Source organism: Variovorax sp. 05L425 (genome assembly GCF_056397705.1).
The window spans coordinates 82026-105095 of sequence record NZ_JBFTNY010000011.1 but is presented as its reverse complement, the minus strand read 5'-3'; the positions used below and the strand labels follow the sequence as shown (position 1 = coordinate 105095).

The following is a 23070-nucleotide window of genomic DNA, read 5'->3' as shown; positions in this document are numbered from 1 at the left end:
GCCGCTGTTGCACCGATGTCCGCTTCCAGATTTTTTGTTCTGATTCCTTGCGCCGGCTCCGGCGTCCGCGCAGGCGGACAGGGACCCAAGCAGTACCACCGGATCGCAGGCCGCCCGATGGTCGAGCACACGTTGGAAGTCTTCCGTTCGCTCAAGGGGCTGTTCGAGGGCATCGCGCTGGCGGTTGCGCCGGACGACCCCGACGTGGGGATCGTGCTGCCGCGCTTCCCGGCGGCGGGCGAGCATCTGTTGCGCGTCGGCGGTGCGACCCGCGCGGCCACGGTGCGCAATGGTCTGCGGGCGCTACGCCAGGCCGGTGCGGGGCCGCACGACTGGGTTCTGGTGCATGACGCGGCGCGTTGCCTCGTGACGCCGACCCAGATCGAAGCCCTGATCGCTGCCTGCGAGCACGACGCCGTCGGCGGCCTGCTGGCGCATCGTCTGGCCGACACGCTCAAGGTCGCGTCGCCCGACGGGCGGGTCGCCAGCACGCCGACCCGCGCCGACAAGTGGCTGGCCCAGACGCCGCAGATGTTTCGGATCGGTATGCTGCTCGACGCGCTGGAGCGCGCCGGCGATTCGGTGACCGACGAAGCCAGCGCCATCGAGGCAGTCGGCCTGGCGCCGCTGCTCGTGCCGGGAAGCGGCCAGAACTTCAAGCTCACATTCCCGGAGGATTTCGCCCTGGCGGAAGCGATTCTGCGCAGCCGACGGATGCACCATGACTGATTTCAACTTCCGCATTGGCGAGGGCTGGGATGTTCACCAACTGGTGGCGGGCCGCAAGCTGGTGCTCGGTGGCGTCGAGGTGCCGCATGTGACGGGGCTCCTCGGTCATTCCGACGCCGACGTGCTGCTGCACGCGATCACCGATGCCTTGCTCGGCGCGGCGGGGCTCGGCGACATCGGGCGGCATTTTCCCGACACCGATCCGCAGTTTCGTGGCGCGGATTCCACCGTGCTCTTGGCCGAGGCGGCTCGGCGGGTGCGTGCGGCGGGTTGGCAGATCGGCAACGTCGACAGCACCGTGATCGCCCAGGCGCCCAAACTCGCGCCTCACATTCCGGCAATGTGCGAGCGCATCGCGGCCGCGCTCGAAATCGAAGTCGGCCAAGTCAACGTGAAGGCCAAGACGGCCGAGAAACTCGGTCCGGTGGGCGAGGGCCGCGCGATGGAAGCGCGTGCCGTCGCGCTGATCCACCGCTGAGCGGCTACTTCTCTTTTTCCTTTTCCCTCTCCTTTTCCCGCTCCTTGTCTTTGTCCTTGGAGGGATCGGGCCTGGTCGACGCGGCGCGCGGCATGCGGATGTGTGCCGCCAGCCCGCGTCCCGGGGTGCTGGTGAGCGCAAAGGTCCCGCCCATGCGCTCGATGTTCTTGGTGACGATCGAGAGCCCCAGGCCGGCACCCGCCGCCGAGGTTCGTGCCACGTCGCCGCGGAAGAAGGGCTTGCTCAATTGGGAGAGCAGGGCCGGGGCGACGCCCGCGCCGTGGTCGCGGACCTTGATCAGCACCGCGTCGTTGTGGGCCTGCGCCTGGATCGTGATGTCGGCAACGCCGGTCGAGGGCGTCTTGCCGTAGCGGCGCGCGTTCTCGACGAGGTTGGAAATCACGCGCTGCAACTCGACCTCGTCGGCCATGACCCGCAGGTCGGTCGGCACGTCGACGGTGATCTTGATGTCCTCGTGATCCTGAACGGCATAGGTGCAGGCATCGATCACGTCGCGCAGCAGCACCGGCTTGAAGTCGACATGGTCGGGTCGAGCGTAGTCGAGGAACTTGTCGATGATCGCGTCGAGCTGCGCGATGTCGGCGGCCATGTGGTCGCGCGCGTCTTCGTCGGCGACGCTCATTTCGGTTTCGAGCCGCAGCCGCGCCAGTGGTGTGCGCAGGTCGTGCGAGATGCCGGCGAGCATCACGGCGCGGTCCTGCTCGATCTTGGCGAGTTGGTCGGCCATGCGGTTGAAGCCGACGTTCACCGCCCGGATTTCGTTGGTGCGGGCGCGTTCGTCGAGCCGGTGCGCCTCGTACTCTCCTTCGCGCACCTGCATCGTCGCCTGCGACAACTGCTTGAGCGGCCGGTTGATCAGCCGGGTGATGAGCGCCGCGCCCGCCAACGACAGCGCCATGGTGGTCGCCAGCCAGATCATCCAGGTGCGCCGGTCGAGCCTGCTGAAGCGGGTCGGGTCGACCAGCAGCCAGTAGGTGTCGCTCTCGATGGTGAAGCCGATCCAGAGGCCCGGCTCATCATTGACGCGGCTCGCCACAGTCGTGCCTTCACCGAGGCGGGCAATCAGTTCCTCGGTGACGCGCTGGTCCAGCGCGCCGCTGGTGTAGGGCAGGAAGCGGTCGCCCGGCTCGCGCGGCAGGATGCGCACGCCTTCCTGGTCGGCCAGCGTCTTGATCAGCGAGACGCGGGTGATCGCATCCGAATACACCAGTGCTGCCCGGGTGAGGTTCACGAGCGAGGCGATCTGGTGCGCGGTCTGGATGGCGCGCGGCTCATATTCGAGCGCGCGGAAAGTCTGCAGCCACGCGACCGTGCAGCCGACCAGCAGCAGCACGAGCAGGAAGAAGGTCCGCCAGAAAAGACTCAGGCCGAGCTGCAGCCGGGTCCGGCGCCTGCGATGGCCGAGGGCATCCAGCGGGCTCGGCAGGGTGCCCTGGGAGCTGTCCTCGGCGAGCGGGCTCGGCTGGGTGGTCTGGGGGCCGATCGTGGCGGCCACGGGTCTCAGCGCTTTCAGGTCGTGCCGTCCGGCACGAACACGTAGCCGACACCCCAGACGGTCTGGATGTAGCGCGGCGCCGCGGCATCGGATTCGACCAGCTTGCGCAGGCGCGAGATCTGGACATCCAGGCTGCGGTCGAAAGGCTCGAACTCGCGGCCGCGCGCCAGCTGAGCCAGCTTCTCTCGCGACAGCGGCTGCCTGGGATGGCGCACCAGCGCCTTCAGCATCGCGAACTCGCCGGTGGTCAGGGACAGCTCTTCGCCGTCCTTCTTGAGCGTGCGCGAGCCGAGGTCAAAGCTGAAGGGACCGAAATTGACCGTCTCGTTGTCGGTCGACGGGGCGCCCGGCGCTTCCAGCGGCGGACGGCGGCGGAGCACTGCGTGCACCCGGGCCAGCAGTTCGCGCGGATTGAAGGGCTTGCCCAGGTAGTCGTCAGCGCCGACTTCGAGGCCGACGATGCGGTCCACATCCTCGCCCTTGGCGGTGAGCATGATGATGGGCGTGCGGTCGTTGGCCGCCCTCAGGCGGCGGCAGACCGACAGGCCGTCCTCGCCCGGCATCATCAGGTCGAGCACGATCAGGTCGACCGTGTCGCGAAGCAGGATGCGATTGAGCGCTTTGCCGTCTTCCGCCACGATCACCTCGAAACCCTCCTGGGTGAGGTAGCGGCGGAGCAGGTCCCGGATGCGTGCATCGTCGTCAACGATCACGATCTTGTCTGTGCGAGCTGGAGCTTGATTCATTTTTACAACGCCAAATTTGTAACAGCACCAATTTTGAGGGTGTTGCGAAGTCGTTGAGCGGTTTATCCAAAGGTTTGACACTAAGTTACAAAACTTGCGGCCACTAGCCTTCGGGACGTTCCCGCATTGCGCAGCGATGGCAAAGTCGGGTTGGATGTCCTGCAATCGTTATGAAACCCAACAAATTCGCGTTGCCTTTCCTGCTCACGATTTTCTGCCTGACGGGTTGGGCGGGGAGCTTCAACTTCCTGAAGATCAACGACCGGCGGGTCGATTCGGTCGACGGGCAACGGCCAACCACAGGTTCCGATGTCAAGCGCAACGAAGTGGCTGGCGGACGCCGGTTGACGGCGGCAGAGTTGGCCGAACTGAGGCAGCAGGTGCGCCAGCAATGGGCACCGCGGCAGGAGATCGCCAAGTCGGCAGAATCCCAGCCGGCTGAGCGTATCGTCCCCGCACCCGCTACCAAGGGCGCGACGCTGGACTCGCCGGGGCGGCCGCGTCGCTGAGCGGCGCTCCCGCGGGCGCATTGTCAACTACCTGACCTGAGGGATTCCTGAATTGAACAAAGCCAAATGGTTCGCGGCCTGTGCCGTCTTGATGAGCGCCACGGCGGCATGGTCGCAGACCGTCACACTCCCGTCACCGCAGAATGTTCTGCAGCTTTCGGCCATGTCGACGGTCGAGGTGCAGCAGGATCAACTGAGCATGACGCTTTCCACGACGCGCGACGGCAACGATGCGGCGAGCGTGCAGACGCAGCTCAAGACAGCGCTGGATGCTGCGCTGACAGAGGCGCGAAAGAACGCACAGTCCGGCCAGCTCGATGTCCACACCGGCAACTTCAGCCTCTTTCCTCGGCGCAGCCGTGACGGCAAGCTGACGGGTTGGCAAGGCACGGCCGAACTGGTGCTCGAAGGCAGGGATTTCCCGCGCATCGCGCAGACGGCGGCCAAGATCTCGACCCTGACCGTCAGTAATGTCGGCTTCAGCCTGAGCCGTGAGCAGCAGGCCAAATCCGAGACTGAAGCGCAGGCGCTGGCGATCGACAACTTCAAGAAGCGCGCCGACGAACTTGCCAAGCGCTTCGGCTTCACCGGCTACACGCTGCGGGAGGTGTCGGTCAATGCGCACATGGGCGGGCCGATCCGCCCGCGCATGATGGCGATGGAAGCCTCGGCGAAGATGGCGACCGCAGACGCACCGGTGCCGATCGAAGCGGGCATGACGAGCGTCGTCGTCAACGTCTCGGGCTCGGTGCAGCTGAAATAAGCGCCTCGGTGGGCGCAGAGGTCGCTGCGCTTATTGCGCGGTCCAGCCGCCGTCGACCTGCCAGGCCACGCCCCGTACCTGGTCGGCCGCCGGCGAGCACAGGAACACGGCGAGTCCACCCAACTGATCGACGGTGGTGAACTGCAGCGAAGGCTGCTTTTCGCCGAGCAGATCGTTTTGCGCCTGTGCGACCGAGATGCCTTCGCGTGCGGAGCGATCATCGATCTGCTTTTGCACCAGCGGCGTCAGCACCCAACCCGGGCAGATCGCGTTGCAGGTGACGCCGGTCGTGGCGGTTTCGAGCGCCACCGATTTGGTGAACCCGACGATGCCGTGCTTGGCTGCAACGTAGGCGGACTTCTGCGCCGACGCGACGAGGCCATGTGCTGAAGCGACGTTGACAATGCGGCCCCAGTTGGCCTTGCGCATCGCCGGAACTGCCAGTCGCGTCGTGTGAAAGGCGCTCGAAAGGTTGATGGCGATGATTGCGTCCCAACGTTCCGGCGGGAAGTCTTCGACCTTGGCTACATGCTGGATGCCGGCGTTGTTGACCAGTACATCGACGCGGCCGAAGTGGGTGGCTGCGAACTTCATCATGTCCTCGATTTCTGCCGGCTTGCTCATGTCGGCGCCGTGGTATTCGACCTTGACGTCGAAAGCCGCGATCTCAGCGCGCGGGCCTTCCGCGTCGCCGAAACCATTGAGCACGATGTTCGCGCCTTGTTGCGCAAGGGCCTTTGCAACAGCAAGGCCGATGCCACTGGTGGACCCCGTGACAAGCGCGGTTTTGCCTTTGAGCATGATGACGATCTCCGAATGAATTAGGATGCAACGAGACCATTATCTTCACCGCGAATTCGCTTCTTCCATGACCGTGCTCGCCCTTCGTCACGTCGTCCGTGAGGCTTGCCGGCAGGCCCCGCGTTCGCTACTTCGGCATTCAGCATAGTGAAGCGCGAACAGTCCAATCTGCACGTCCCGCCTGCTTCGGAATCGCTGGTGGTCGACTACCCGCTGTCGGCAGCGACTGCTGAGCGCACGCCGGTGATGGAGAACATGCTCGCGCGAGCGCGGGCGTTCGCCGAACCCTTGATAGCCGACGAAACGCTGGACACCGGCGAGAACACGCTGTCGCACGCCGATGCCGTTGCAGGCATCGTCGCGTCGATGGGTGGCTCTGAAGCCATGCAGGCCGCCAGCTACCTGGTCTACTCGTGCCAGCACCTGAACCGTCCGCAGGAAGTGATCGCCAAGGTGTTCGGCGACAACTTCGCAGCGTTGGCCGTCGAGACCACCAAGCTCGTGCATGTGCAGAAGCAGGCGCGTTCGGCCACCGCCAGCGCTCACTTGGCGGATGGCGTCGGCGCGCAGACCGAGAACGTGCGCAAGATGCTGCTCGCGTTCTCGCGTGATCTGCGCGTGGTGATGCTTCGCTTGGCCTCGCGACTGCAGACCTTGCGCTATGCAGCGGCCAGCAAGCGGCCGCCGCCGGAGAACGTCGCTCGCGAGTCGCTGCAGGTGTTCGCGCCTCTGGCCAACCGCCTGGGCATCTGGCAGGTCAAGTGGGAGATCGAGGACCTTTCGTTCCGTTTCCTCGAGCCGGAGACCTACAAGCTCATCGCACGCCTACTCGATGAGAAGCGCGTCGAGCGCGAAGGCTATGTCGAGCAATTGAGGGCGCGCCTCGAACGCGATCTGGCCGCCGAGGGCGTCAAGGCCAAGGTGCAGGGGCGGCCAAAGAACATCTACAGCATCGTCAAGAAGATGCGCGGCAAGTCGCTCGACTTCGCGCAGGTCTTCGACATCATGGCGCTGCGCGTGGTCGTCGCCGACGTCAAGGATTGCTATGCGGCGCTCGCCTGGGTGCACTCGCATTTCCAGCCGATCGACGAGGAGTTCGACGACTACATCGCGCGCCCGAAACCGAACGGCTACCAGTCGCTGCACACGGTGGTGCGCGAAGTGGTCGATGGGCATGCGGGCAAGCCGATCGAGATCCAGATCCGGACCGAGGAGATGCACGATCACGCCGAGCACGGCGTGGCTGCGCATTGGGCCTACAAGGAAGCGGGGCAGAAGGGCTATGCGGGCGTTTGGGCGAGCGGCGAATACGACGCGAAGATCGCGGTGCTCAGGCAACTGCTCGCGTGGGAACGGGACCTGTCCGGCGGTCAGCAAGGGCAGGGCCTTTTCGACGATCGCATCTACGTGCTGACGCCCGATGCCGCGATCGTCGAATTGCCCCAGGGCGCGACCGCCGTCGACTTTGCCTACACGGTCCATACCAGCCTCGGGCATCGCTGTCGCGGCGCGCGTGTCGACGGCGCGATGGTGCCGCTCAACACGCCGCTCCAGAACGGGCAGACCGTCGAGATCATTGCCGCCAAGGAAGGCGGTCCCTCGCGCGATTGGCTGAACGCGGAGCTCGGCTACCTGGCGAGCCATCGCGCGCGTGCCAAGGTCAGGGCCTGGTTCAACGCACAGATCACCCACGAAACCGTGGCGCGTGGCCGAGAAGCGGTCGAGCGACTTCTTCAACGAGAAGGGAAGACTGCGCTGAAGCTCGACGACCTTGCGTCGCAGTTGGGCTTCAAGTCCGCGGACAACCTCTTCGAAGTGGTGGGCAAGGACGAGTTCTCGCTGCGGAACATCGAGGTACTGTTGCGTCCGCCAGAGCCCGCGCCCGGACCGGACGACGGCGTCATCATCAAGAAGGCGCGCGGCAGCGAGCAGGCTGGTCGCGGTGGTGTGCTGGTGGTGGGTGTGTCGTCATTGATGACGCAGCTCGCCAAGTGCTGCAAGCCTGCGCCGCCCGACGCGATTCGCGGCTTCGTGACGAAGGGCCACGGCGTGAGCATCCATCGCGCGACCTGCAGCAACTTCCGGACGATGGCCAGCCAGAACGCCGAACGCGTGATTGACGTCGAGTGGGGTGCGCAGAAGAGCGAGGCGGGCTCGGTCTACGCAGTGGACGTCGCTGTCGAAGCGGCGGACAGGCAAGGGCTTCTGCGGGATATCTCGGATGTCTTCGCGCGCGAGAAGATGAACGTCATCGGCGTGCAGACGCAATCGGTCAAGGGCACTGCGTGGATGACTTTCACCATCGAAATTGCAGACGCTGCGCGACTCACACAGGTGTTAGGCGTGGTGTCCGCGGTGACCGGTGTGCGTTCTGCGCGACGTCGCTGAAAAAGTGCTTTCGGAGCCTGCTACAATTCGGCCTCTCGAATACAACCTAGGCGCGTAGCTCAGCTGGTTAGAGCACCACCTTGACATGGTGGGGGTCGTTGGTTCGAGTCCAATCGCGCCTACCAATTTTTTGGTCACAGCATCTGATTAACCACCAGATGCACAGCTGATCAAAACCTCCTTCTCCTCCTCCCTCGGATCTTCGGCATAGCTCAGCCATAGTTCTATGGCCTTCGGGCGACTGGCGGCTGCCGCCTCAGTTGTGGTACCTTGACCGCATTCACATCAAAGCACCTGGTCCAGGAACCGATGAATACTGCCGCCGAGATCGATCCATCGCTGGAAGAACTCCGCATCGCGGCGCTGGTGCGCCAGGCGCCGCTCGAATTCGCGCGCGTGGTCTACGGCCTCAACGACCGTGCCAACGGTCGCGCGGGAACCATGGCGGCGGAAGATGTCGCGCGAACCGTCCGGCAGGGATCTCCCGTCACGCGTGAGCGCGCCGAGCAGCGCGCCCGCGGCTACCTGCCGGTGGCGGGCCAGGAGCACTGTCCCCGTTGCTGGGTTTTCAACGGCATCAAGAGCCCTCTGCAATACCGCGAAGCAACCGACGCGCGCCCCGAGACCGGAACGTGCAAGGCCTGCGGCGCCGAGTACGCGACCTCGCTGGACTGAAGTCTTCGCCTCCGCCTTCTCCTCCGGTCAGGGTAAACCTTGGCGCGGTGCAATATGGGCGCTCCCTAGAATTGTTCGCGCGCCAATATCGCGAAACCGAAGGAGTTCCTAGTGCAGAGCAAGAAGTCCGGTGTGAAGCCGGTCCAGCGGGTGATCAAGAAGTATCCGAACCGAAGGCTCTACGACACGGAAACCTCCAGCTACATCACCCTCGCCGAGGTGAAGCAGCTCGTCATGAACCAGGCGTCTTTCGTGGTGCGGGATGCCAAGACCGGTGACGACCTCACGCGCAGCATCCTCCTGCAGGTCATCCTCGAGGAAGAGGCCGGCGGTGCGCCGATGTTCACGGAGCAGGTTCTGGCCAGCATCATCCGGTTCTATGGCCAGGCGATGCAAAGCTACATGGGGCCGTATCTCGAAAAAAATATCCAGGCAATGGCCGAGGTGCAGGCACAACTCGCCGAAAAATCCGAAGGCCTGACGCCGGAGATGTGGTCCAGGTTCATGACCCTGCAGTCGCCGGTGCTTCAGGGATTGATGGGCAATTACGTCGAACAGTCCAAGCATGTCTTCCTGCAGATGCAGGAGCAGATGCAGAAGAACACTGAGCAGGTTTTGGGCGCCTTTGGCATCAAGCGCCCCTGAACGAGGCAGGCCGGCCGATAGCTGGGACAATAGGGGCATATGAGTGAAGTTGCCTCCCCCGAACGAATTGCCGCGCCGGCCACCCCCAAAGTCGGTTTTGTCAGCCTGGGCTGCCCCAAGGCCCTGACTGATTCCGAGCTGATCCTCACGCAGTTGAGTGCCGAGGGCTACCAGACCTCGAAGACGTTCGAAGGCGCCGACCTGGTGATCGTCAACACCTGCGGCTTCATCGACGATGCCGTCAAGGAGAGTCTCGACACCATCGGTGAAGCCTTGGCCGGAAACGGCCGCGTGATCGTCACCGGGTGTCTCGGCGCGAAGACGGGCGAGGAGGGCGGCAATCTGGTGCGTCAGATGCACCCGAGCGTGCTGGCAGTGACCGGCCCCCACGCGACCCAGGAAGTGATGGATGCGGTGCACGCGAACCTGCCCAAGCCACACGATCCGTTCATTGACCTGGTGCCGCAGGCCTTCGGAATTGCAGGCCTGAAGCTCACGCCGCGGCACTACGCCTACCTGAAGATCAGCGAAGGATGCAACCACCGCTGCACCTTCTGCATCATTCCGTCGATGCGCGGCGATCTCGTGTCGCGGCCTGTTGGCGACGTTTTGTCGGAAGCCAAGGCCTTGTTCGAGGGCGGGGTCAAAGAACTGCTCGTGATCAGCCAGGACACATCAGCCTATGGCGTGGACGTGAAGTACCGGACGGGCTTCTGGGACGGAAAGCCGGTCAAGACGCGAATGCTCGAACTCGTGCGCACGCTCGGCGAAATCGCTGCACCCTACGGTGCTTGGGTGCGCTTGCACTATGTGTATCCGTATCCCAGCGTCGACGAGATCATTCCGTTGATGGCGAGTGGCCAGGTGCTGCCGTACCTCGACGTGCCCTTGCAGCACAGTCATCCGGACGTACTGCGCCGGATGAAGAGGCCCGCAAGCGGTGAAAAGAATCTGGAGCGCATCGCGCGTTGGCGTGAGGTGTGCCCCGAACTCGTGATTCGCAGCACCTTCATCGCCGGCTTTCCTGGCGAGACAGAGGAAGAGTTCGAGCACCTGCTCGATTTCATCCGCGAGGCCGAGATCGACCGCGCCGGTTGCTTTGCCTACAGCCCGGTGGCGGGCGCCGCTGCGAACGATATTCCGGGCATGCTGCCCGAGGCAGAGCGCGAAACACGACGCGCGCGCTTCATGGAAGTCGCAGAGGCGGTTTCGATTGCGAAACTGCGCAAGCGCATCGGCGCGACGATGCAGGTGCTGGTGGATTCCGCGCCGGGCATGGGGCGCAAGGGCGGCGTCGGCCGAAGCTATGCGGACGCGCCGGAGATCGATGGCATCGTGCGACTGCTGCCACCGGAAAAAATCAGCAAGACACTGAAGGTCGGTGAATTCACTCGCGCGCGCATCGTCGGCGCTGAGGGACACGACCTGATTGCGCTGCCCATCTGATGTTGGGCAGCCCCAACGAAAAAGCCACCGGAGACCGGTGGCTTGAATCGAAAAACCCGGAAAGGGTGTACTTAAACTTGGTGCCCAGAAGAGGACTCGAACCTCCACGATGTTACTCGCTAGTACCTGAAACTAGTGCGTCTACCAATTCCGCCATCTGGGCCCACATACCTGCCGAAGCAGTTATGTTTTGAATTTCAGGAAAGAAGGAGATCATATCAAAAATATTGGCCATCCCAGCGGCTTGCTGGATGAAGTTGAAGGAACGGTCCAAGGACATCGCGATGGGCACGGGTTCGTGCAGCGCGACGACGGTGAAGCCGACATCTATCTGCCCCCGAACGAGATGCGCGCCGTGCTGCACAAGGACCGCGTCAAGGCGCGCGTCGTGCGGCAGGATCGACGCGGTCGGCCTGAGGGGCGCGTGGTCGAGATCGTCGAGCGCTCCGAGCAGCCCATCATCGGCCGACTGCTCCACGAGGGCGGAGTCTGGCTCGTAGCGCCGGAAGACAAGCGCTACGGACAGGACGTCCTGATTCCCAAAGGCGCGACGGGCACAGCGAAGGTCGGCCAGGTCGTCGTCGTTCAGTTGACCGAACCGCCGGCGCTCTTCGGGCAGCCGGTGGGCCGGGTGAAGGAAGTGCTCGGCGAGATCGACGACCCAGGCATGGAGATCGAGATCGCGGTGCGAAAGTACGGCGTGCCTCACGAGTTCTCCGAGGCCTGTCTTGCAGAAGCGAAAGCGTTGCCCGACAAGGTTCGCCCCGCCGACAAGAAGGGGCGCATCGACCTGACCGACATTCCCTTGGTCACCATCGATGGCGAAGACGCGCGCGACTTCGACGATGCGGTGTACTGCGAGCCGGCCAAGGTGGGCCGAGGCAAGGGCTGGCGTCTGCTGGTTGCGATCGCGGACGTGAGTGCCTATGTGCAGACGGGCTCGGCCATCGATATCGATGCCTACGACCGGGCGACGAGCGTGTACTTTCCGCGTCGCGTGATTCCGATGCTGCCGGAAAAGCTGTCCAACGGCTTGTGCTCGCTGAACCCGGAGGTCGAGCGACTGTGCATGGTCTGCGACATGTTGGTCGCGGCAGATGGCGAGATCTACGCTTATCAGTTCTATCCCGCCGTCATGTTCAGCCATGCGCGATTCACGTACACCGAAGTGGCCGCCATCCTCGGCAACACGCGCGGACCGGAAGCGCAGAAGCGCAAGGAGCGCGTCAAGGATCTGCTGAACCTGCACGACGTTTACCGCGCGCTGCTCAAGCAGCGTTCGAAGCGCGGTGCAGTCGATTTCGAGACGACCGAGACGCAGATCATTTGCGACGAGGCCGGCCGCATCGAGAAGATCGTGCCCCGCACGCGCAATGAAGCGCACCGCTTGATCGAAGAGGCGATGCTTGCGGCCAACGTCTGCAGCGCAGACTTCATCGCCGAGGGCAAGCACCCGGGCCTGTATCGCGTGCACGAAGGCCCGACGCCCGAGAAGAAGGAGATCCTGCGCGGCTATCTCAAGGCCATGGGCGTCGGTCTTTCGATCACCGACGATCCGAAGCCGGGCGAGTTCCAGGCCATCGCCGACGCGACAAAAGAGCGCCCCGACGCGCAGCAGATCCACACCATGCTGCTGCGCTCGATGCAGCAGGCGATCTACACGCCGATCAACAGCGGGCACTTCGGACTGGCCTATGAGGCCTACACGCACTTCACGAGTCCGATCCGGCGCTATCCCGACTTGCTCGTGCATCGCGTCATCAAGGCGATCCTCGGGAAGACCAAGTACCAGCTGCCGATGTTGCCGACGCCCGGCGAGGCGCATGCCAAGCTCGCCAAGCGGTTGGCTTCGCGCGTGAAGTCGCCCACGGCCAAGCCGCAGAAGGCCACCGTGGCGCCGAGCAAGGAAGTGCAGGCCTGGGAAGCCGCCGGCCTGCATTGCAGCGCCAACGAGCGCCGTGCCGACGAGGCCAGCCGTGACGTCGAGGCGTGGCTGAAGTGCAAGTACATGCGCGAACATCTCGGCGAGGAATACGGTGGCGTCGTGACGGCGGCCACCACGTTCGGCATCTTCGTCACGCTCGATGCGATGTACGTCGAGGGCCTGGTGCACATCACCGAACTCGGCGGCGAATACTTCAAGTTCGATGAGCAGCGACAGGAACTGCGCGGCGAACGTAYGGGCATTCGATATGCCATTGGTACGCGCGTCCGGGTGCAAGTCAGCCGCGTGGACCTGGATGGTCGCAAGATCGACTTCAGGCTGGTGCGGGAGGGCGAGGAACTGAGTGCCCGCGCCATGAAGGACAAGGGCGTCGCGCCGAGCGGCGTGCCAGTCAAGGCGTCAGCCAAGCGCAGCGCGCGCAAGAAGCCTGAAGCCGTTGCGGAGCGCGACGATCGGTCGTCCGGCCGAGGGTCACAATCGGCGATGCAAGCCTTCAAGACAGCAGTCAAGAAGGCGGCGAACAAGATGAAAGGGCGCAAGCCGCGCCGCTGATCCAAGGAGAAATGAATGAGCGTTGAGAAAAAGAGCCGCATCGCAATCGTCACCGGGGCCGGCACGGGCATCGGCCGCTCTGCTGCGCTGGCATTGCTGGGGGACGGTTGGAGCGTCGTGCTGGCCGGTCGCCGCATTGAGCCCCTGGAGAAGGTGGCGCAGGAATCTGGCGCCGGCGCACGGGCTTTTGCTGTGCCGACCGACGTTGCCAACTCCGAATCGGTGCAGGCGCTGTTCGCTGCGGCTGTGAAGCAATTCGGTCGTGTGGACCTGCTCTTCAACAACGCGGGCGTGGGCAATCCGCCGGGACCGTTCGAGGACTGGACGCCTGAGCAATGGCGAGGCGTGGTCGATATCAATTTGAGCGGCATGTTCTATTGCATTCAGCAGGCATTTCGCACGATGAGGTCGCAGACGCCGCAAGGTGGACGCATCATCAACAACGGGTCGATCTCCGCGACCACGCCCAGGCCGAACTCGATCGCCTATACCGCCACCAAGCACGCGGTCGAAGGGTTGACCAAGACGGCGTCGCTGGACGGTCGCAAGTACGACATCGCAGTGGGTCAGATCGACGTCGGCAATGCGCTGACCGAACTCGCTGCCCGCATGGCGAAGGGCGTTCCTCAAGCCAACGGCGAGATCGCGATCGAGGCGGTGATGGATGTGTCCATCGTCGGGTCGTCGGTGCTCTACATGGCCAACCTGCCGCTGGAGGCGAACGTGCTTTTCCACACGGTGATGGCGACCAAGATGCCCTTCGTCGGCCGCGGCTGACGCGCGTTCAGCGAGGCGTGACGGGAGGGCTACCGCAGGCAAGCGCACCCGCTGTCAGCGGAATATCGGCAGGCCAGCGATCGGCTAGATCGCCGTGACGCCAGACGGCTTCGCAGGCGGCGGCCATGGCGGGCCGGTCGGCTGCCAGCGCGGCGCCGGTCATCCCGGCGAGGACGTCGCCAGTCCCGGCGGTAGCCAATCGTGCGTTGCCGCTTGGATTGATCACCGGCACTTCCTTGGGGGCGGCGATCACAGTGCCCGAGCCCTTGAGCACGACAGTGGCCCCGAAGCGCGCGGCAAGCTGGTTGGCGGCAGCGATGCGGTCGCCCTGGACGTCACCGGTGGCCACACCCAACAGACGAGCCGCTTCGAGCGGATGCGGGGTGAGGATGGTTGGCCGTTCGGACTGTGTGCGTACGGTCAGAAAACCCTGCAATGCGTTGTCGCCCGCGATGACATTGAGTGCATCCGCGTCGAGGACCAATGCCGCGGCGGTTTCCAGAACGCGCTGCAACACGTCTCCCACGGCCGTCCCGCCACCGCATCCGCAGACGACGGTCATGCCTGCGAGATCCAGAGTGTCCGGGCGGCGGAACATCAGCTCCGGTCGAAGAACATCCAGCGGAACGGTGCCGGCGTCCAGCGGAGCGATGAACACGCGCCCCGCGCCAGCGGCAAGTGCGGCGGACGCTGCGAGAAGGGCAGCTCCCGCCATGCCGGGCGCGCCGCCGATCACTGCGACGTCGCCGTAGCTTCCCTTATGCGAGGACTGCCAGCGCGGTGACTCGGCCGGGACGCCGGGCAACCTGGCCGTCGGCCGTTCGGAGCCTGCGGACACGCCGAGGTCGTCAAGCCACACTTCGCCAGCCGCATCGCGGCCTTGCGCGGTGAAAAGACCGGGCTTGAGTGTGAGGAGGCTCAGGCACACGCGGTGGGGGGGCGTAGCGCCCAACGCGGGAGAAGTCAGGAAATTCGCCGACAGGGTACCGGTATCGGCATCCAGCCCGGAAGGCGTGTCCACACTGAGCACGGGCGCGTGACCGCCGCTCATCCGCCGGAGCCAATCCAGCATCAATCCATCGGGCGGCCGCGCGGCACCGATGCCCAGCAATGCGTCAATGGCGAGGTCGTAGTTCGAGGGGGGAATCTCGGCAAACTCAACGCCGGCCTCGTGCGCGCGCTGAAGCGAGGCTTGTGCATCCGCGGGCAGGTGGCTGTCGTCGCCGATTCGCGTCACAACCGCAGTGAAGCCGCGCCTTTGCAACTGGGACGCCGCCTCGAAGCCGTCGCCGCCGTTGTTGCCGGGGCCGCAAGCGATCCAGATGACGCGCGCGTGGGGCGCGATGGCCATCGCCAACTGCGCCACTGCGAGGCCTGCGCGTCTCATCAATGCATGAGGCGGCAACGTGGCCGCAGCGGCCTGTTCGATCCGCCGAATCGTCGAGATATCGAAGAGGTCGGCAGCGGTGGCGGAGGTGATGCGATACATGAGTCGACGCTCCGAGCGTCAGTGTTGCAGCAAGCGTTCGATGCCCAGCCCCTCGAGGTCGATACCCGCATCGCGGCCGGACATGAGATCCGCCAGCACCCGCGCGCTACCGCAGGAGAGCGCCCAGCCGCTCGATCCATGTCCCAGGTTGAGCCAAACGCCGGGCACGCCGCTCGGGCCGATGATGGGAGGTCCGTCCGGCAGCATCGGCCGCGCACCCTTCCATTGCTGGACGCCTGAGCGGAGCGTCACCGCGCCTGGGAACCAGTCCTGCAGAACTTTGTAGAGCGTCTGCAGCGACGCGGGATTGAGCGTTCCGAGCGAGCCGCCCAGCTCGGCGCTTCCCGCCACGCGCACGCGCAGGCCCAGTCTGGAAATCGCGACCTTGTAGCGCTCGTCCATCACGGCGCTGCGTGGGGCATTGAGCGGTTCTCGGATGCTGGCACTGATGGAGTGGCCGTAGACCGGCGCCAGCGGAACGCGCAGTCCCAGCGGCCTCAGGAGGTCTGCCGAGGCAACCCCTGCGCATACCACCACCGCGTCGAAGCGATGGCCCTCGGAGCCGCTCGCCAGTGACAGTTCGGTTGGAGCCGAACGCTTCATGGGTGCCAGGTCGCAATTGAAATGGAACTGCACTCCCAGCGCCTCGGCTTCCCACTTGAGCAGCAGCGCGAACTGCCTGCAATTGGCCACCTCGTCGTCGGGCAGGTGGATGGCGCCGGCGAGCGCCGTATCGCTGCTGAGCGCGGGTTCGATCTTTCGTGCTTCGTCGGCGTCGACCTCGCGAAACGTTGTTCCCGCTGCGCGCAGGACATCGAGACCCGCTTGCACCAACTTCTTCTCGCGCTTGGAGCGCAAGAGCACCAGATAGCCGTCGCTGCGCTCATACTCCAACTCGCATGCCTCCGTGATCGCGTGCAGGCGGGCGCGACTGTAGAACGCGAGGCGCTGCATGCGTGCGCGGTTGGCCAGGTAAGTTTCGAGTTTGCAGGCGCGCTGCCAATGGCCCATCCAGCGCACGTCGCGTGCGGACAAGGGCCAGCGCAACTTGATGGCGCCGTGCGTCGACAGGAGCGAGCGGAGGACCTTTCCACGCATTCCCGGGCCGGCCCATGGCGTCACGTAACCTGGCGCGACGACACCGGCGTTGGCAAAACTGGATTCCTCGGCCGCAGCGCCGCGACGCTCGAAGACGACGACCTCATGGCCGTCGCAGGCCAACTCCCATGCAGTGGTGACGCCGATGATGCCGGCTCCCACGATCGCTACTTTCATTCGTTACTTTGTGGTGATTTGATTCGTTGGGAAGGACTATCGTCCTTCGAGCGCGCGTTCGGCCTGCAGCGCGGCGGCCAGCACCGCATCGTCGCGCAGGGCGGCGTGCCAGAGCATGAGTCCGACGGGCAACTCGCCCGCGACATGGCAGGGAATGGAGATCGCGCAGCCGTCGAGCATGTTGACGACCGAGGGATTGCGCAGCAGCAGCGCATTGGTCTTGAAGAAGGCGGCGTCCCGCTCTTCCCCGGGAGCAACGCTGGCAATCGTCGGTGCGACGATCGGCACCGTGGGTGACAAGACCGCGTCGAATGGCGCGAGTGCCTGCTCCATGCGGGAGATCCAGGCTCGGCGGGCGTTGCCGAGTTCGATGTACTCGTGGGCCTTCATCGTCGCGCCCTTCAGAATGCGCTGCGCCACGCGGGGGTCATAGCCTGCACCACTGCGTTCCAACAGCAGGCGATGCCAGGCATAGGACTCGGCGGCAGAAAAGCCGCCGGTGGCGTTGATTGCAGGAAGGTCCGCCAGTGCGGGCAGGCTGATCTCTTCGATGCGCGCGCCGGCGCCTCGCAGCGTCCTGAGCGTTCGCTCGAAGGCGCCGGCCACGACGGGGTCGAGTTCGTCCAGGAACAGATCCTGGGCCACGGCGAACCGGTAGTTCGCCAATGGCGCATTGCCGGCCGTCACCCGGCGGGCCGCCAGGATCTGGTGGACCGTGATCGCATCGCGGACCGATCGGGTCAGGGCGCAAACGGTGTCAAGCGTCGTCGACAACGGAAGTGCGCCGTCGGTCGGGACGAGCCGCGCCGTGTTCTTGAAGCCGACGATGCCATTCAGCGCCGCCGGGATCCGGATCGAGCCACCGGTATCGGAGCCGAGTCCCACGAAGACGGCGCCAGTCGCGACCGAGACCGCCGCACCAGAGGACGAGCCTCCGGGAATTCGCGGTGTCGCGGGATCGCTTGGGTTCGCCGGCGTTCCATGGTGCGGATTGATGCCCACACCCGAAAAGGCGAACTCGGTCATGTTTGTCCGGGCTAACAACACGCCTCCCGCGGCGCGGAGCCGGGCAACGGCAACCGCATCAGCCTTGGCCGAAGGCGCATGGGCAAGTACGACGGATCCGGCCGGCGTTGGCTGGCCGGCAATGTCGAACAGGTCCTTGACCGAAAAAGCGAGGCCGGACATCGGCTTTTGCATGGCGGCCGCGACCGCTTCACGGCGTGCTTCGTCAAAAAGCGTGCGCGTAAAAGTGTCATTGCAGGCGGGCGATTCCGCGACGGCGACGGAATGCTCCATTTCGGTGCGCACGTCAGAGGTGCCCGTCATCAGGGCGATGCGGGTAGCGTGCAGGTCAGGGCGCATGGTGGATTGGGAGGCCAAATGGGGCGGTGCTATACTCGTTGGGTTTCGCTCCGGGTACTTTTACTCACTTTCCCGGGTGTTTTTCCAGGGCGAAGCACATCCGCAAACCAGCCCACTCAAGGTGTTGTGAGTCTTCGAATTTCATCGGAAGAAGACGCACAAAACGGGCTGGATTTTAGACCCAACCTTTGGAGTTATTCCTATGTCGATCACCATGCGCGAAATGCTGGAAGCCGGTGTCCATTTCGGTCACCAAACGCGCTTCTGGAACCCCAAGATGGCCCCGTACATCTTCGGCCATCGCAACAAGATTCACATCATTAACCTGGAAAAGTCGCTTCCGATGTTCCAGGACGCGATGAAGTACGCCAAGCAGCTCACTGCCAACCGCGGCACCATCCTGATGGTGGGTACCAAGCGCCAGGCTCGCGAGATCGTGGCCGCCGAGGCGCGCCGCGCCGGCGTGCCCTTCGTCGACACCCGTTGGCTCGGCGGCATGCTGACCAACTTCAAGACCGTCAAGACCTCGATCAAGCGTCTCAAGGACATGAAGGCCCAGCTTGAAGCCGGCCTCGAAAGCCTGAGCAAGAAGGAGCAACTCACCTTCACGCGCGAAATCGAAAAGCTCGAAAAGGACATCGGCGGCATCCAGGACATGACTGCATTGCCCGACGCCATCTTCGTGATCGACGTGGGCTTCCACAAGATCGCAGTTGCCGAGGCCAAGAAGCTGGGCATCCCCCTGATCGGTGTGGTCGATTCCAACCATTCGCCCGAAGGCATTGACTACGTGATTCCTGGCAACGACGACTCGTCGAAGGCTGTCACGTTGTATGCCCGCGGTATTGCGGACGCGATCATCGAAGGTCGCGCAAGCGCCGTCAGCGATGTTGTCAAGGCGGTGTCCGAGGGCAATGCCGATGAGTTCGTCGAGGTCGAAGAGGGCGCTTCCGCCTGATTGACGCTCGTTCGAGCCTGAAGAAGGGGCCTTAAAGCCCCTTTTTTTTAATCTGATTTTCGTGGTGCCCGGTATGGGCGACCGCAATTGACAAACCGAACGGAGAGTACACATGGCAACAATCACCGCAAGCATGGTCGGCGAACTGCGCGCAAAGACTGACGCACCGATGATGGAATGCAAGAAGGCCTTGACCGAGGCCGACGGCAACATGGAAAAGGCCGAAGAGCTTCTTCGCATCAAGCTGGGCAACAAGGCCGGCAAGGCGTCGGGTCGAATTACCGCTGAAGGCGTGGTCACTGCTTTTGTCGAAGGCGAGGCCGGCGCGATGATCGAAATCAACTGCGAAACCGATTTCGTCACCAAGAACGACAGCTTCCTTGCGATGGCCAATGCAGCGGCGATGCTCGTCGCAAAGCACAACCCGGCTGATCTGGCTGCCCTCGGTGCTCTGCCGTACGAGCAGGACGGTTTCGGCCCCACCCTCGAAGACGTGCGCAAGGGTCTGGTGGGCAAGATTGGCGAGAACATGAGCTTCCGTCGTTTCAAGCGTTTCGCCGGCAACGGCAAGCTGGCCTCGTACCTGCATGGCACGCGAATCGGCGTCATGGTCGAGTTCGAAGGCGATGACGCGGCCGCCAAGGACGTGGCGATGCATGTCGCGGCCATGAAGCCGGTAGCAATCTCGGCAGCGGACGTTCCGGCCGAGCTGATCGAAAAAGAGCGTGCTGTCGCTGCCGGCAAGGCCGAAGAAGACCGCAAGGCAGCCGAGGCCGCCGGCAAGCAACCCCAGCCGGCTGACATCGTTGCCAAGCGCATCGAGGGTGGTGTGCAGAAGTACCTCAAGGAAGTTTCGCTGCACAACCAGGCCTTCGTGAAGAACGACAAGCAGACCGTGGAGCAGATGCTCAAGGCGGCCGGCACTTCGATCAAGGCCTTCACGCTGTACGTCGTGGGCGAAGGCATCGAGAAGAAGGTTGACGACTTCGCGGCCGAAGTGGCTGCCCAGGTCGCAGCGGCCAAGGCTGCGACCTAAGTCGCTACCAGGCAATGGTGCGCATCGCACCGTTGCCTCCCCGCTATCACGTCATACACTCGCACCCGCCAACTCTCAAAGGAACCATCCATGCCTGAAGCCCGCCCAGCCCACAAGCGAATCTTGTTGAAGCTGTCGGGAGAGGCATTGATGGGCGACGACGCTTTCGGCATCAATCGCGCGACGATCGTCCGCATGGTTGGCGAGGTGGCGGAAGTTGTGAACATGGGCGTCGAAGTCGCCGTCGTGATCGGCGGCGGGAACATTTTTCGGGGTGTTGCCGGCGGTTCCGTCGGGATGGATCGTGCCACTGCCGACTACATGGGCATGCTGGCGACCGTCATGAACGCTCTCGCCCTGGCCGATGCCATGAACAAACAAGGCTTGATTGCGCGCGTCATGTCCGCGATTGCGATCGAACAGGTCGTCGAGCCCTACGTCCGCCCCAAGGCCCTCCAATATCTGGAGGAAGGCAAGGTGGTGATCTTCGCCGCCGGTACCGGCAACCCGTTCTTCACGACGGATACCGCCGCCGCATTGCGCGGTGCCGAGATCGGCGCCGAGTTGGTGCTCAAGGCTACGAAGGTTGACGGCGTCTACACCGCAGACCCCAAGAAGGACCTGAGTGCGACCCGCTATGCCAGGTTGAGCTTCGACGAAGCCATCGCCCAAAATCTCGGCATCATGGACGCCACGGCCTTCGCGCTGTGCCGCGACCAGAATCTGCCGATCAAGGTGTTCTCGATCTTCAAGAACGGCGCGCTGAAGCGGGTCGTCATGGGCGAGGACGAAGGCACGCTGGTGCATGCCTGAGTGGAGAAAGTATCTATGACCATTGCAGACATCCGAAACGCAACCGACGCCAAGATGAACCAATCGCTCGCGGCGTTCCAGAGCAACCTCACCAAGATTCGCACGGGCCGCGCCAATCCAGCACTTCTGGACTCCATCCACGTCGAGTACTACGGCTCGTCGGTACCGCTGTCGCAGGTGGCGAATGTCGCGCTGCTTGATTCGCGGACCATCAGCGTCCAACCTTGGGAAAAGGGCATGGGCGCCAAGATCGAGAAGGCAATTCGCGAAAGCGATCTGGGCCTCAATCCGGCTTCGATGGGTGACTTGATCCGCATTCCGATGCCTCCCATGAGCGAGGAGCGGCGCAAGGAAATGACCAAGCTCGTCCGCAACGAAGGCGAAAGCGCGAAGATCGCGACGCGAAATCTGCGCCGCGATGCCAATGACGCGATCAAGAAGCTGGTCAAGGACAAACTGGCATCCGAAGACGACCAGAAGCGCGCAGAGGTCGAGATCCAGAAAGTGACCGATCGCCATATCGCCGAGATCGATCGTCTCGTGGTCGCGAAGGAAGCCGAGATCATGGCAGTCTGAGATGAAGACCCCACGCGCCATTCCTCACCACATTGCCATCGTCATGGACGGGAATGGACGCTGGGCGACGCGCCGCTTCCTGCCGAGAGTTGCCGGGCACAAGCAGGGCGTCGAGTCCTTGCGGCGATGCGTGAAGGCCTGTGTGGCGCGCGGCGTTGCTGTCCTGACGGTCTTCGCGTTCTCGTCCGAAAACTGGAACCGGCCTGTTGAAGAAGTGTCCGGTTTGATGGACTTGATGGTCGGCGCACTTGGCCGCGAAGTACCCAAGCTGAGCCAGGATGGAGTTCGTTTGCATTTCGTCGGTGAGCGCGGTGGTCTCTCCGAGAAAATTACCGCCGGTCTGATCCAGGCCGAGTCTGCCACGGCGCACAATTCGCGGCTCGTCCTGAACGTGTGTTTCAACTACGGCGGCCGGTGGGACATCGCGCGAGCCGCAGCGCAACTGGTCGCTCGAGGCGAGGCCTTGACCGAGACCAACCTCGATGCCGCGATGGCTCTGTCGCACGTTCCGGACCCCGATTTGTTCATCCGTACCGGTGGCGAGCAACGTCTATCGAATTTCCTCCTCTGGCAGAGCGCCTACGCCGAACTGTTCTTCAGCGATCGCCTGTGGCCTGACTTCGACGAAGCAGCGCTGGACGAGGCGATCGATGCCTACCAGCTTCGCGAGCGCCGATATGGACAGACTTCGGCGCAAGTTCGGTCTCCTGCGCAGCCCGATCAGCAAGCAGCCTGAGCGCATGCTCAAACAACGCATCATTACAGCGGTCGTCTTGTTGGCGATCCTGCTTCCCGCGCTTTTCTATCCGTCGTACGTTCCCTTCGGTTGCGTGATGCTTGCGTTGATCGGCGCCGCTGGCTGGGAGTGGGGTCGTCTCAATGGCTACGGCCAGCGGGTCTCGTTGTTTCTTGGAGCTGAGATCGTCTTGCTTTGTGCGCTGTCATGGTGGCTGGGATTACTCGGCGCACCGCTGCTCCTTGTCTGGATCGTGGCCAGTGCTTCATGGGTGCTCGGTGGCGCTGCGCTGCTCCGCGTCGCGGTGCCGGGCTGGCCACGTGTTCCCAAGGGCTTGCGCCTGGTCGGGGGATTGCTGGCACTGTGGGTTGCTTGGCTCGCTGCAGTGCAGGCACGCATGATCGGAATCAACTTCCTCCTGTCCATCCTGGTGCTGGTATGGGTCGCCGACGTGTTCGCGTATTTCGCGGGCCGGGCGTTCGGCCTCAAATTCACGCGTAACAAGCTTGCGCCCACCATCAGCCCCGGCAAGAGCTGGGAGGGCGTGTGGGGCGGCATGGCCGGCGTGGTAATTCTGGCGTTCGCCTGGACGTGGTGCGATGCCGCGTTGCAGGCCAGTGTCGGCAGCCTCTACACGCGACTGGCGGAACGTGGGTGGTGGCTATTGCTGATCGGCGTAATATTCCTCGCGGCGATGAGCGTGGTGGGCGACCTGGTCGAATCGTTGATCAAGCGTAGTGCGGGCGCCAAGGACAGCAGTGCCTTGCTGCCGGGTCACGGCGGCGTGCTTGATCGGGTCGATGCGTTGCTTCCGACGCTGCCTATTGCAATGATGTTGGCCTTCCTGTGAAC

Annotated in this window: 22 protein-coding genes and 2 tRNA genes; 17 read left to right on the top strand and 7 right to left on the bottom strand. The window is 63.8% G+C overall.

Annotation, left to right across the window (positions count from 1 at the left end; all coding sequences use genetic code 11):
- Nucleotides 1-15 precede the first annotated feature (15 nt).
- On the top strand, nucleotides 16-729 hold the full coding sequence (gene ispD, locus AC1DN9_RS14605; RefSeq protein WP_478101423.1) for a 2-C-methyl-D-erythritol 4-phosphate cytidylyltransferase: 714 nt from the start codon (nucleotides 16-18) through the stop codon (nucleotides 727-729).
- On the top strand, nucleotides 722-1207 hold the full coding sequence (gene ispF, locus AC1DN9_RS14600; RefSeq protein ID WP_478101300.1) for a 2-C-methyl-D-erythritol 2,4-cyclodiphosphate synthase: 486 nt from the start codon (nucleotides 722-724) through the stop codon (nucleotides 1205-1207). Before ispD ends, ispF begins: the two co-directional genes overlap by 8 nt.
- Nucleotides 1208-1211: 4 nt before the next feature.
- On the opposite strand, the gene AC1DN9_RS14595 is transcribed toward ispF, so the two are convergent.
- Together AC1DN9_RS14595 and ompR are read right to left on the bottom strand one after the other, a co-directional pair.
- Nucleotides 1212-2654, bottom strand: a complete 1443-nt coding sequence (locus AC1DN9_RS14595) for a sensor histidine kinase (RefSeq protein ID WP_478101421.1) — start codon at nucleotides 2652-2654, stop codon at nucleotides 1212-1214.
- Nucleotides 2655-2737: 83 nt separating this feature from the next.
- Nucleotides 2738-3469, bottom strand: coding sequence for an osmolarity response regulator transcription factor OmpR (gene ompR, locus AC1DN9_RS14590; protein ID WP_028250078.1), 732 nt, complete (start codon nucleotides 3467-3469; stop codon nucleotides 2738-2740).
- A gap of 170 nt (nucleotides 3470-3639) precedes the next feature.
- Between ompR and AC1DN9_RS14585 the strand changes: the two genes are divergently transcribed.
- Nucleotides 3640-3978 carry a hypothetical protein gene (locus tag AC1DN9_RS14585; RefSeq protein WP_478101298.1) on the top strand — a complete coding sequence of 113 codons (339 nt, stop codon included), beginning with the start codon at nucleotides 3640-3642 and terminating at the stop codon, nucleotides 3976-3978.
- 91 nt (nucleotides 3979-4069) lie between these two features.
- Nucleotides 4070-4741 (top strand): SIMPL domain-containing protein, encoded by a 672-nt coding sequence (locus AC1DN9_RS14580; RefSeq protein WP_478101419.1) that lies wholly within the window; start codon nucleotides 4070-4072, stop codon nucleotides 4739-4741.
- A gap of 30 nt (nucleotides 4742-4771) precedes the next feature.
- On the opposite strand, the gene AC1DN9_RS14575 is transcribed toward AC1DN9_RS14580, so the two are convergent.
- The gene (locus AC1DN9_RS14575; RefSeq protein ID WP_478101296.1) at nucleotides 4772-5542 is read right to left on the bottom strand and encodes a 3-hydroxybutyrate dehydrogenase; all 771 of its coding nucleotides are present in this window, start codon (nucleotides 5540-5542) and stop codon (nucleotides 4772-4774) included.
- 246 nt (nucleotides 5543-5788) lie between these two features.
- Here AC1DN9_RS14575 and AC1DN9_RS14570 point away from each other — a divergent pair, with 246 nt between their 5' ends.
- The 5 genes from AC1DN9_RS14570 to rimO all read left to right on the top strand — a co-directional run bounded on the left by AC1DN9_RS14570 (nucleotide 5789) and on the right by rimO (nucleotide 10696).
- Nucleotides 5789-7930, top strand: a complete 2142-nt coding sequence (locus AC1DN9_RS14570) for a RelA/SpoT family protein (protein WP_478101417.1) — start codon at nucleotides 5789-5791, stop codon at nucleotides 7928-7930.
- 48 nt (nucleotides 7931-7978) lie between these two features.
- Nucleotides 7979-8055, top strand: a tRNA-Val gene (locus AC1DN9_RS14565).
- Nucleotides 8056-8239: 184 nt separating this feature from the next.
- A complete protein-coding gene (locus tag AC1DN9_RS14560; protein ID WP_478101294.1) occupies nucleotides 8240-8605 on the top strand; it encodes a hypothetical protein in 366 nt (121 codons plus the stop codon).
- Between the two features lie 111 nt (nucleotides 8606-8716).
- Nucleotides 8717-9250, top strand: a complete 534-nt coding sequence (phaR, locus tag AC1DN9_RS14555; protein WP_478101292.1) for a polyhydroxyalkanoate synthesis repressor PhaR — start codon at nucleotides 8717-8719, stop codon at nucleotides 9248-9250.
- A 39-nt stretch (nucleotides 9251-9289) separates the two neighbouring features.
- The gene (rimO, locus tag AC1DN9_RS14550; protein WP_478101290.1) at nucleotides 9290-10696 is read left to right on the top strand and encodes a 30S ribosomal protein S12 methylthiotransferase RimO; all 1407 of its coding nucleotides are present in this window, start codon (nucleotides 9290-9292) and stop codon (nucleotides 10694-10696) included.
- 78 nt (nucleotides 10697-10774) lie between these two features.
- Here rimO and AC1DN9_RS14545 read toward each other — a convergent pair.
- A tRNA-Leu gene (locus tag AC1DN9_RS14545) sits at nucleotides 10775-10859 on the bottom strand.
- 81 nt (nucleotides 10860-10940) lie between these two features.
- Here AC1DN9_RS14545 and rnr point away from each other — a divergent pair.
- Entirely contained in the window at nucleotides 10941-13193 is a 2253-nt protein-coding gene (gene rnr, locus AC1DN9_RS14540) for a ribonuclease R (RefSeq protein WP_478101288.1), read from the top strand.
- Between the two features lie 15 nt (nucleotides 13194-13208).
- A complete protein-coding gene (locus AC1DN9_RS14535; RefSeq protein WP_478101286.1) occupies nucleotides 13209-13970 on the top strand; it encodes an SDR family oxidoreductase in 762 nt (253 codons plus the stop codon).
- Nucleotides 13971-13977: 7 nt separating this feature from the next.
- On the opposite strand, the gene AC1DN9_RS14530 is transcribed toward AC1DN9_RS14535, so the two are convergent.
- From AC1DN9_RS14530 to AC1DN9_RS14520, 3 genes are read right to left on the bottom strand one after another with little or no spacing between them, the layout of a single operon-like run.
- Nucleotides 13978-15459 carry an NAD(P)H-hydrate dehydratase gene (locus AC1DN9_RS14530; RefSeq protein ID WP_478101284.1) on the bottom strand — a complete coding sequence of 494 codons (1482 nt, stop codon included), beginning with the start codon at nucleotides 15457-15459 and terminating at the stop codon, nucleotides 13978-13980.
- Between the two features lie 18 nt (nucleotides 15460-15477).
- The gene (locus tag AC1DN9_RS14525) at nucleotides 15478-16734 is read right to left on the bottom strand and encodes a D-amino acid dehydrogenase (RefSeq protein ID WP_478101282.1); all 1257 of its coding nucleotides are present in this window, start codon (nucleotides 16732-16734) and stop codon (nucleotides 15478-15480) included.
- A 36-nt stretch (nucleotides 16735-16770) separates the two neighbouring features.
- Complete coding sequence (locus AC1DN9_RS14520; RefSeq protein ID WP_478101280.1) at nucleotides 16771-18099, bottom strand: amidase; 1329 nt, start codon at nucleotides 18097-18099, stop codon at nucleotides 16771-16773.
- A 202-nt stretch (nucleotides 18100-18301) separates the two neighbouring features.
- Between AC1DN9_RS14520 and rpsB the strand changes: the two genes are divergently transcribed.
- The 6 genes from rpsB (at nucleotide 18302) to AC1DN9_RS14490 (ending at nucleotide 23068) form a co-directional block, all read left to right on the top strand.
- On the top strand, nucleotides 18302-19057 hold the full coding sequence (gene rpsB / locus AC1DN9_RS14515) for a 30S ribosomal protein S2 (RefSeq protein WP_478101278.1): 756 nt from the start codon (nucleotides 18302-18304) through the stop codon (nucleotides 19055-19057).
- Nucleotides 19058-19169: 112 nt separating this feature from the next.
- Nucleotides 19170-20093: a translation elongation factor Ts gene (tsf, locus tag AC1DN9_RS14510; protein ID WP_478101276.1), complete on the top strand. Its 924-nt coding sequence runs from the start codon at nucleotides 19170-19172 to the stop codon at nucleotides 20091-20093.
- Between the two features lie 90 nt (nucleotides 20094-20183).
- Entirely contained in the window at nucleotides 20184-20906 is a 723-nt protein-coding gene (gene pyrH / locus AC1DN9_RS14505; protein ID WP_435516945.1) for a UMP kinase, read from the top strand.
- Between the two features lie 15 nt (nucleotides 20907-20921).
- A complete protein-coding gene (gene frr, locus AC1DN9_RS14500; RefSeq protein WP_478101274.1) occupies nucleotides 20922-21482 on the top strand; it encodes a ribosome recycling factor in 561 nt (186 codons plus the stop codon).
- A gap of 1 nt (nucleotide 21483) precedes the next feature.
- Entirely contained in the window at nucleotides 21484-22218 is a 735-nt protein-coding gene (uppS, locus tag AC1DN9_RS14495; protein ID WP_478101272.1) for a polyprenyl diphosphate synthase, read from the top strand.
- 4 nt (nucleotides 22219-22222) lie between these two features.
- The gene (locus AC1DN9_RS14490) at nucleotides 22223-23068 is read left to right on the top strand and encodes a phosphatidate cytidylyltransferase (protein WP_478101270.1); all 846 of its coding nucleotides are present in this window, start codon (nucleotides 22223-22225) and stop codon (nucleotides 23066-23068) included.
- Nucleotides 23069-23070: the final 2 nt, after the last annotated feature.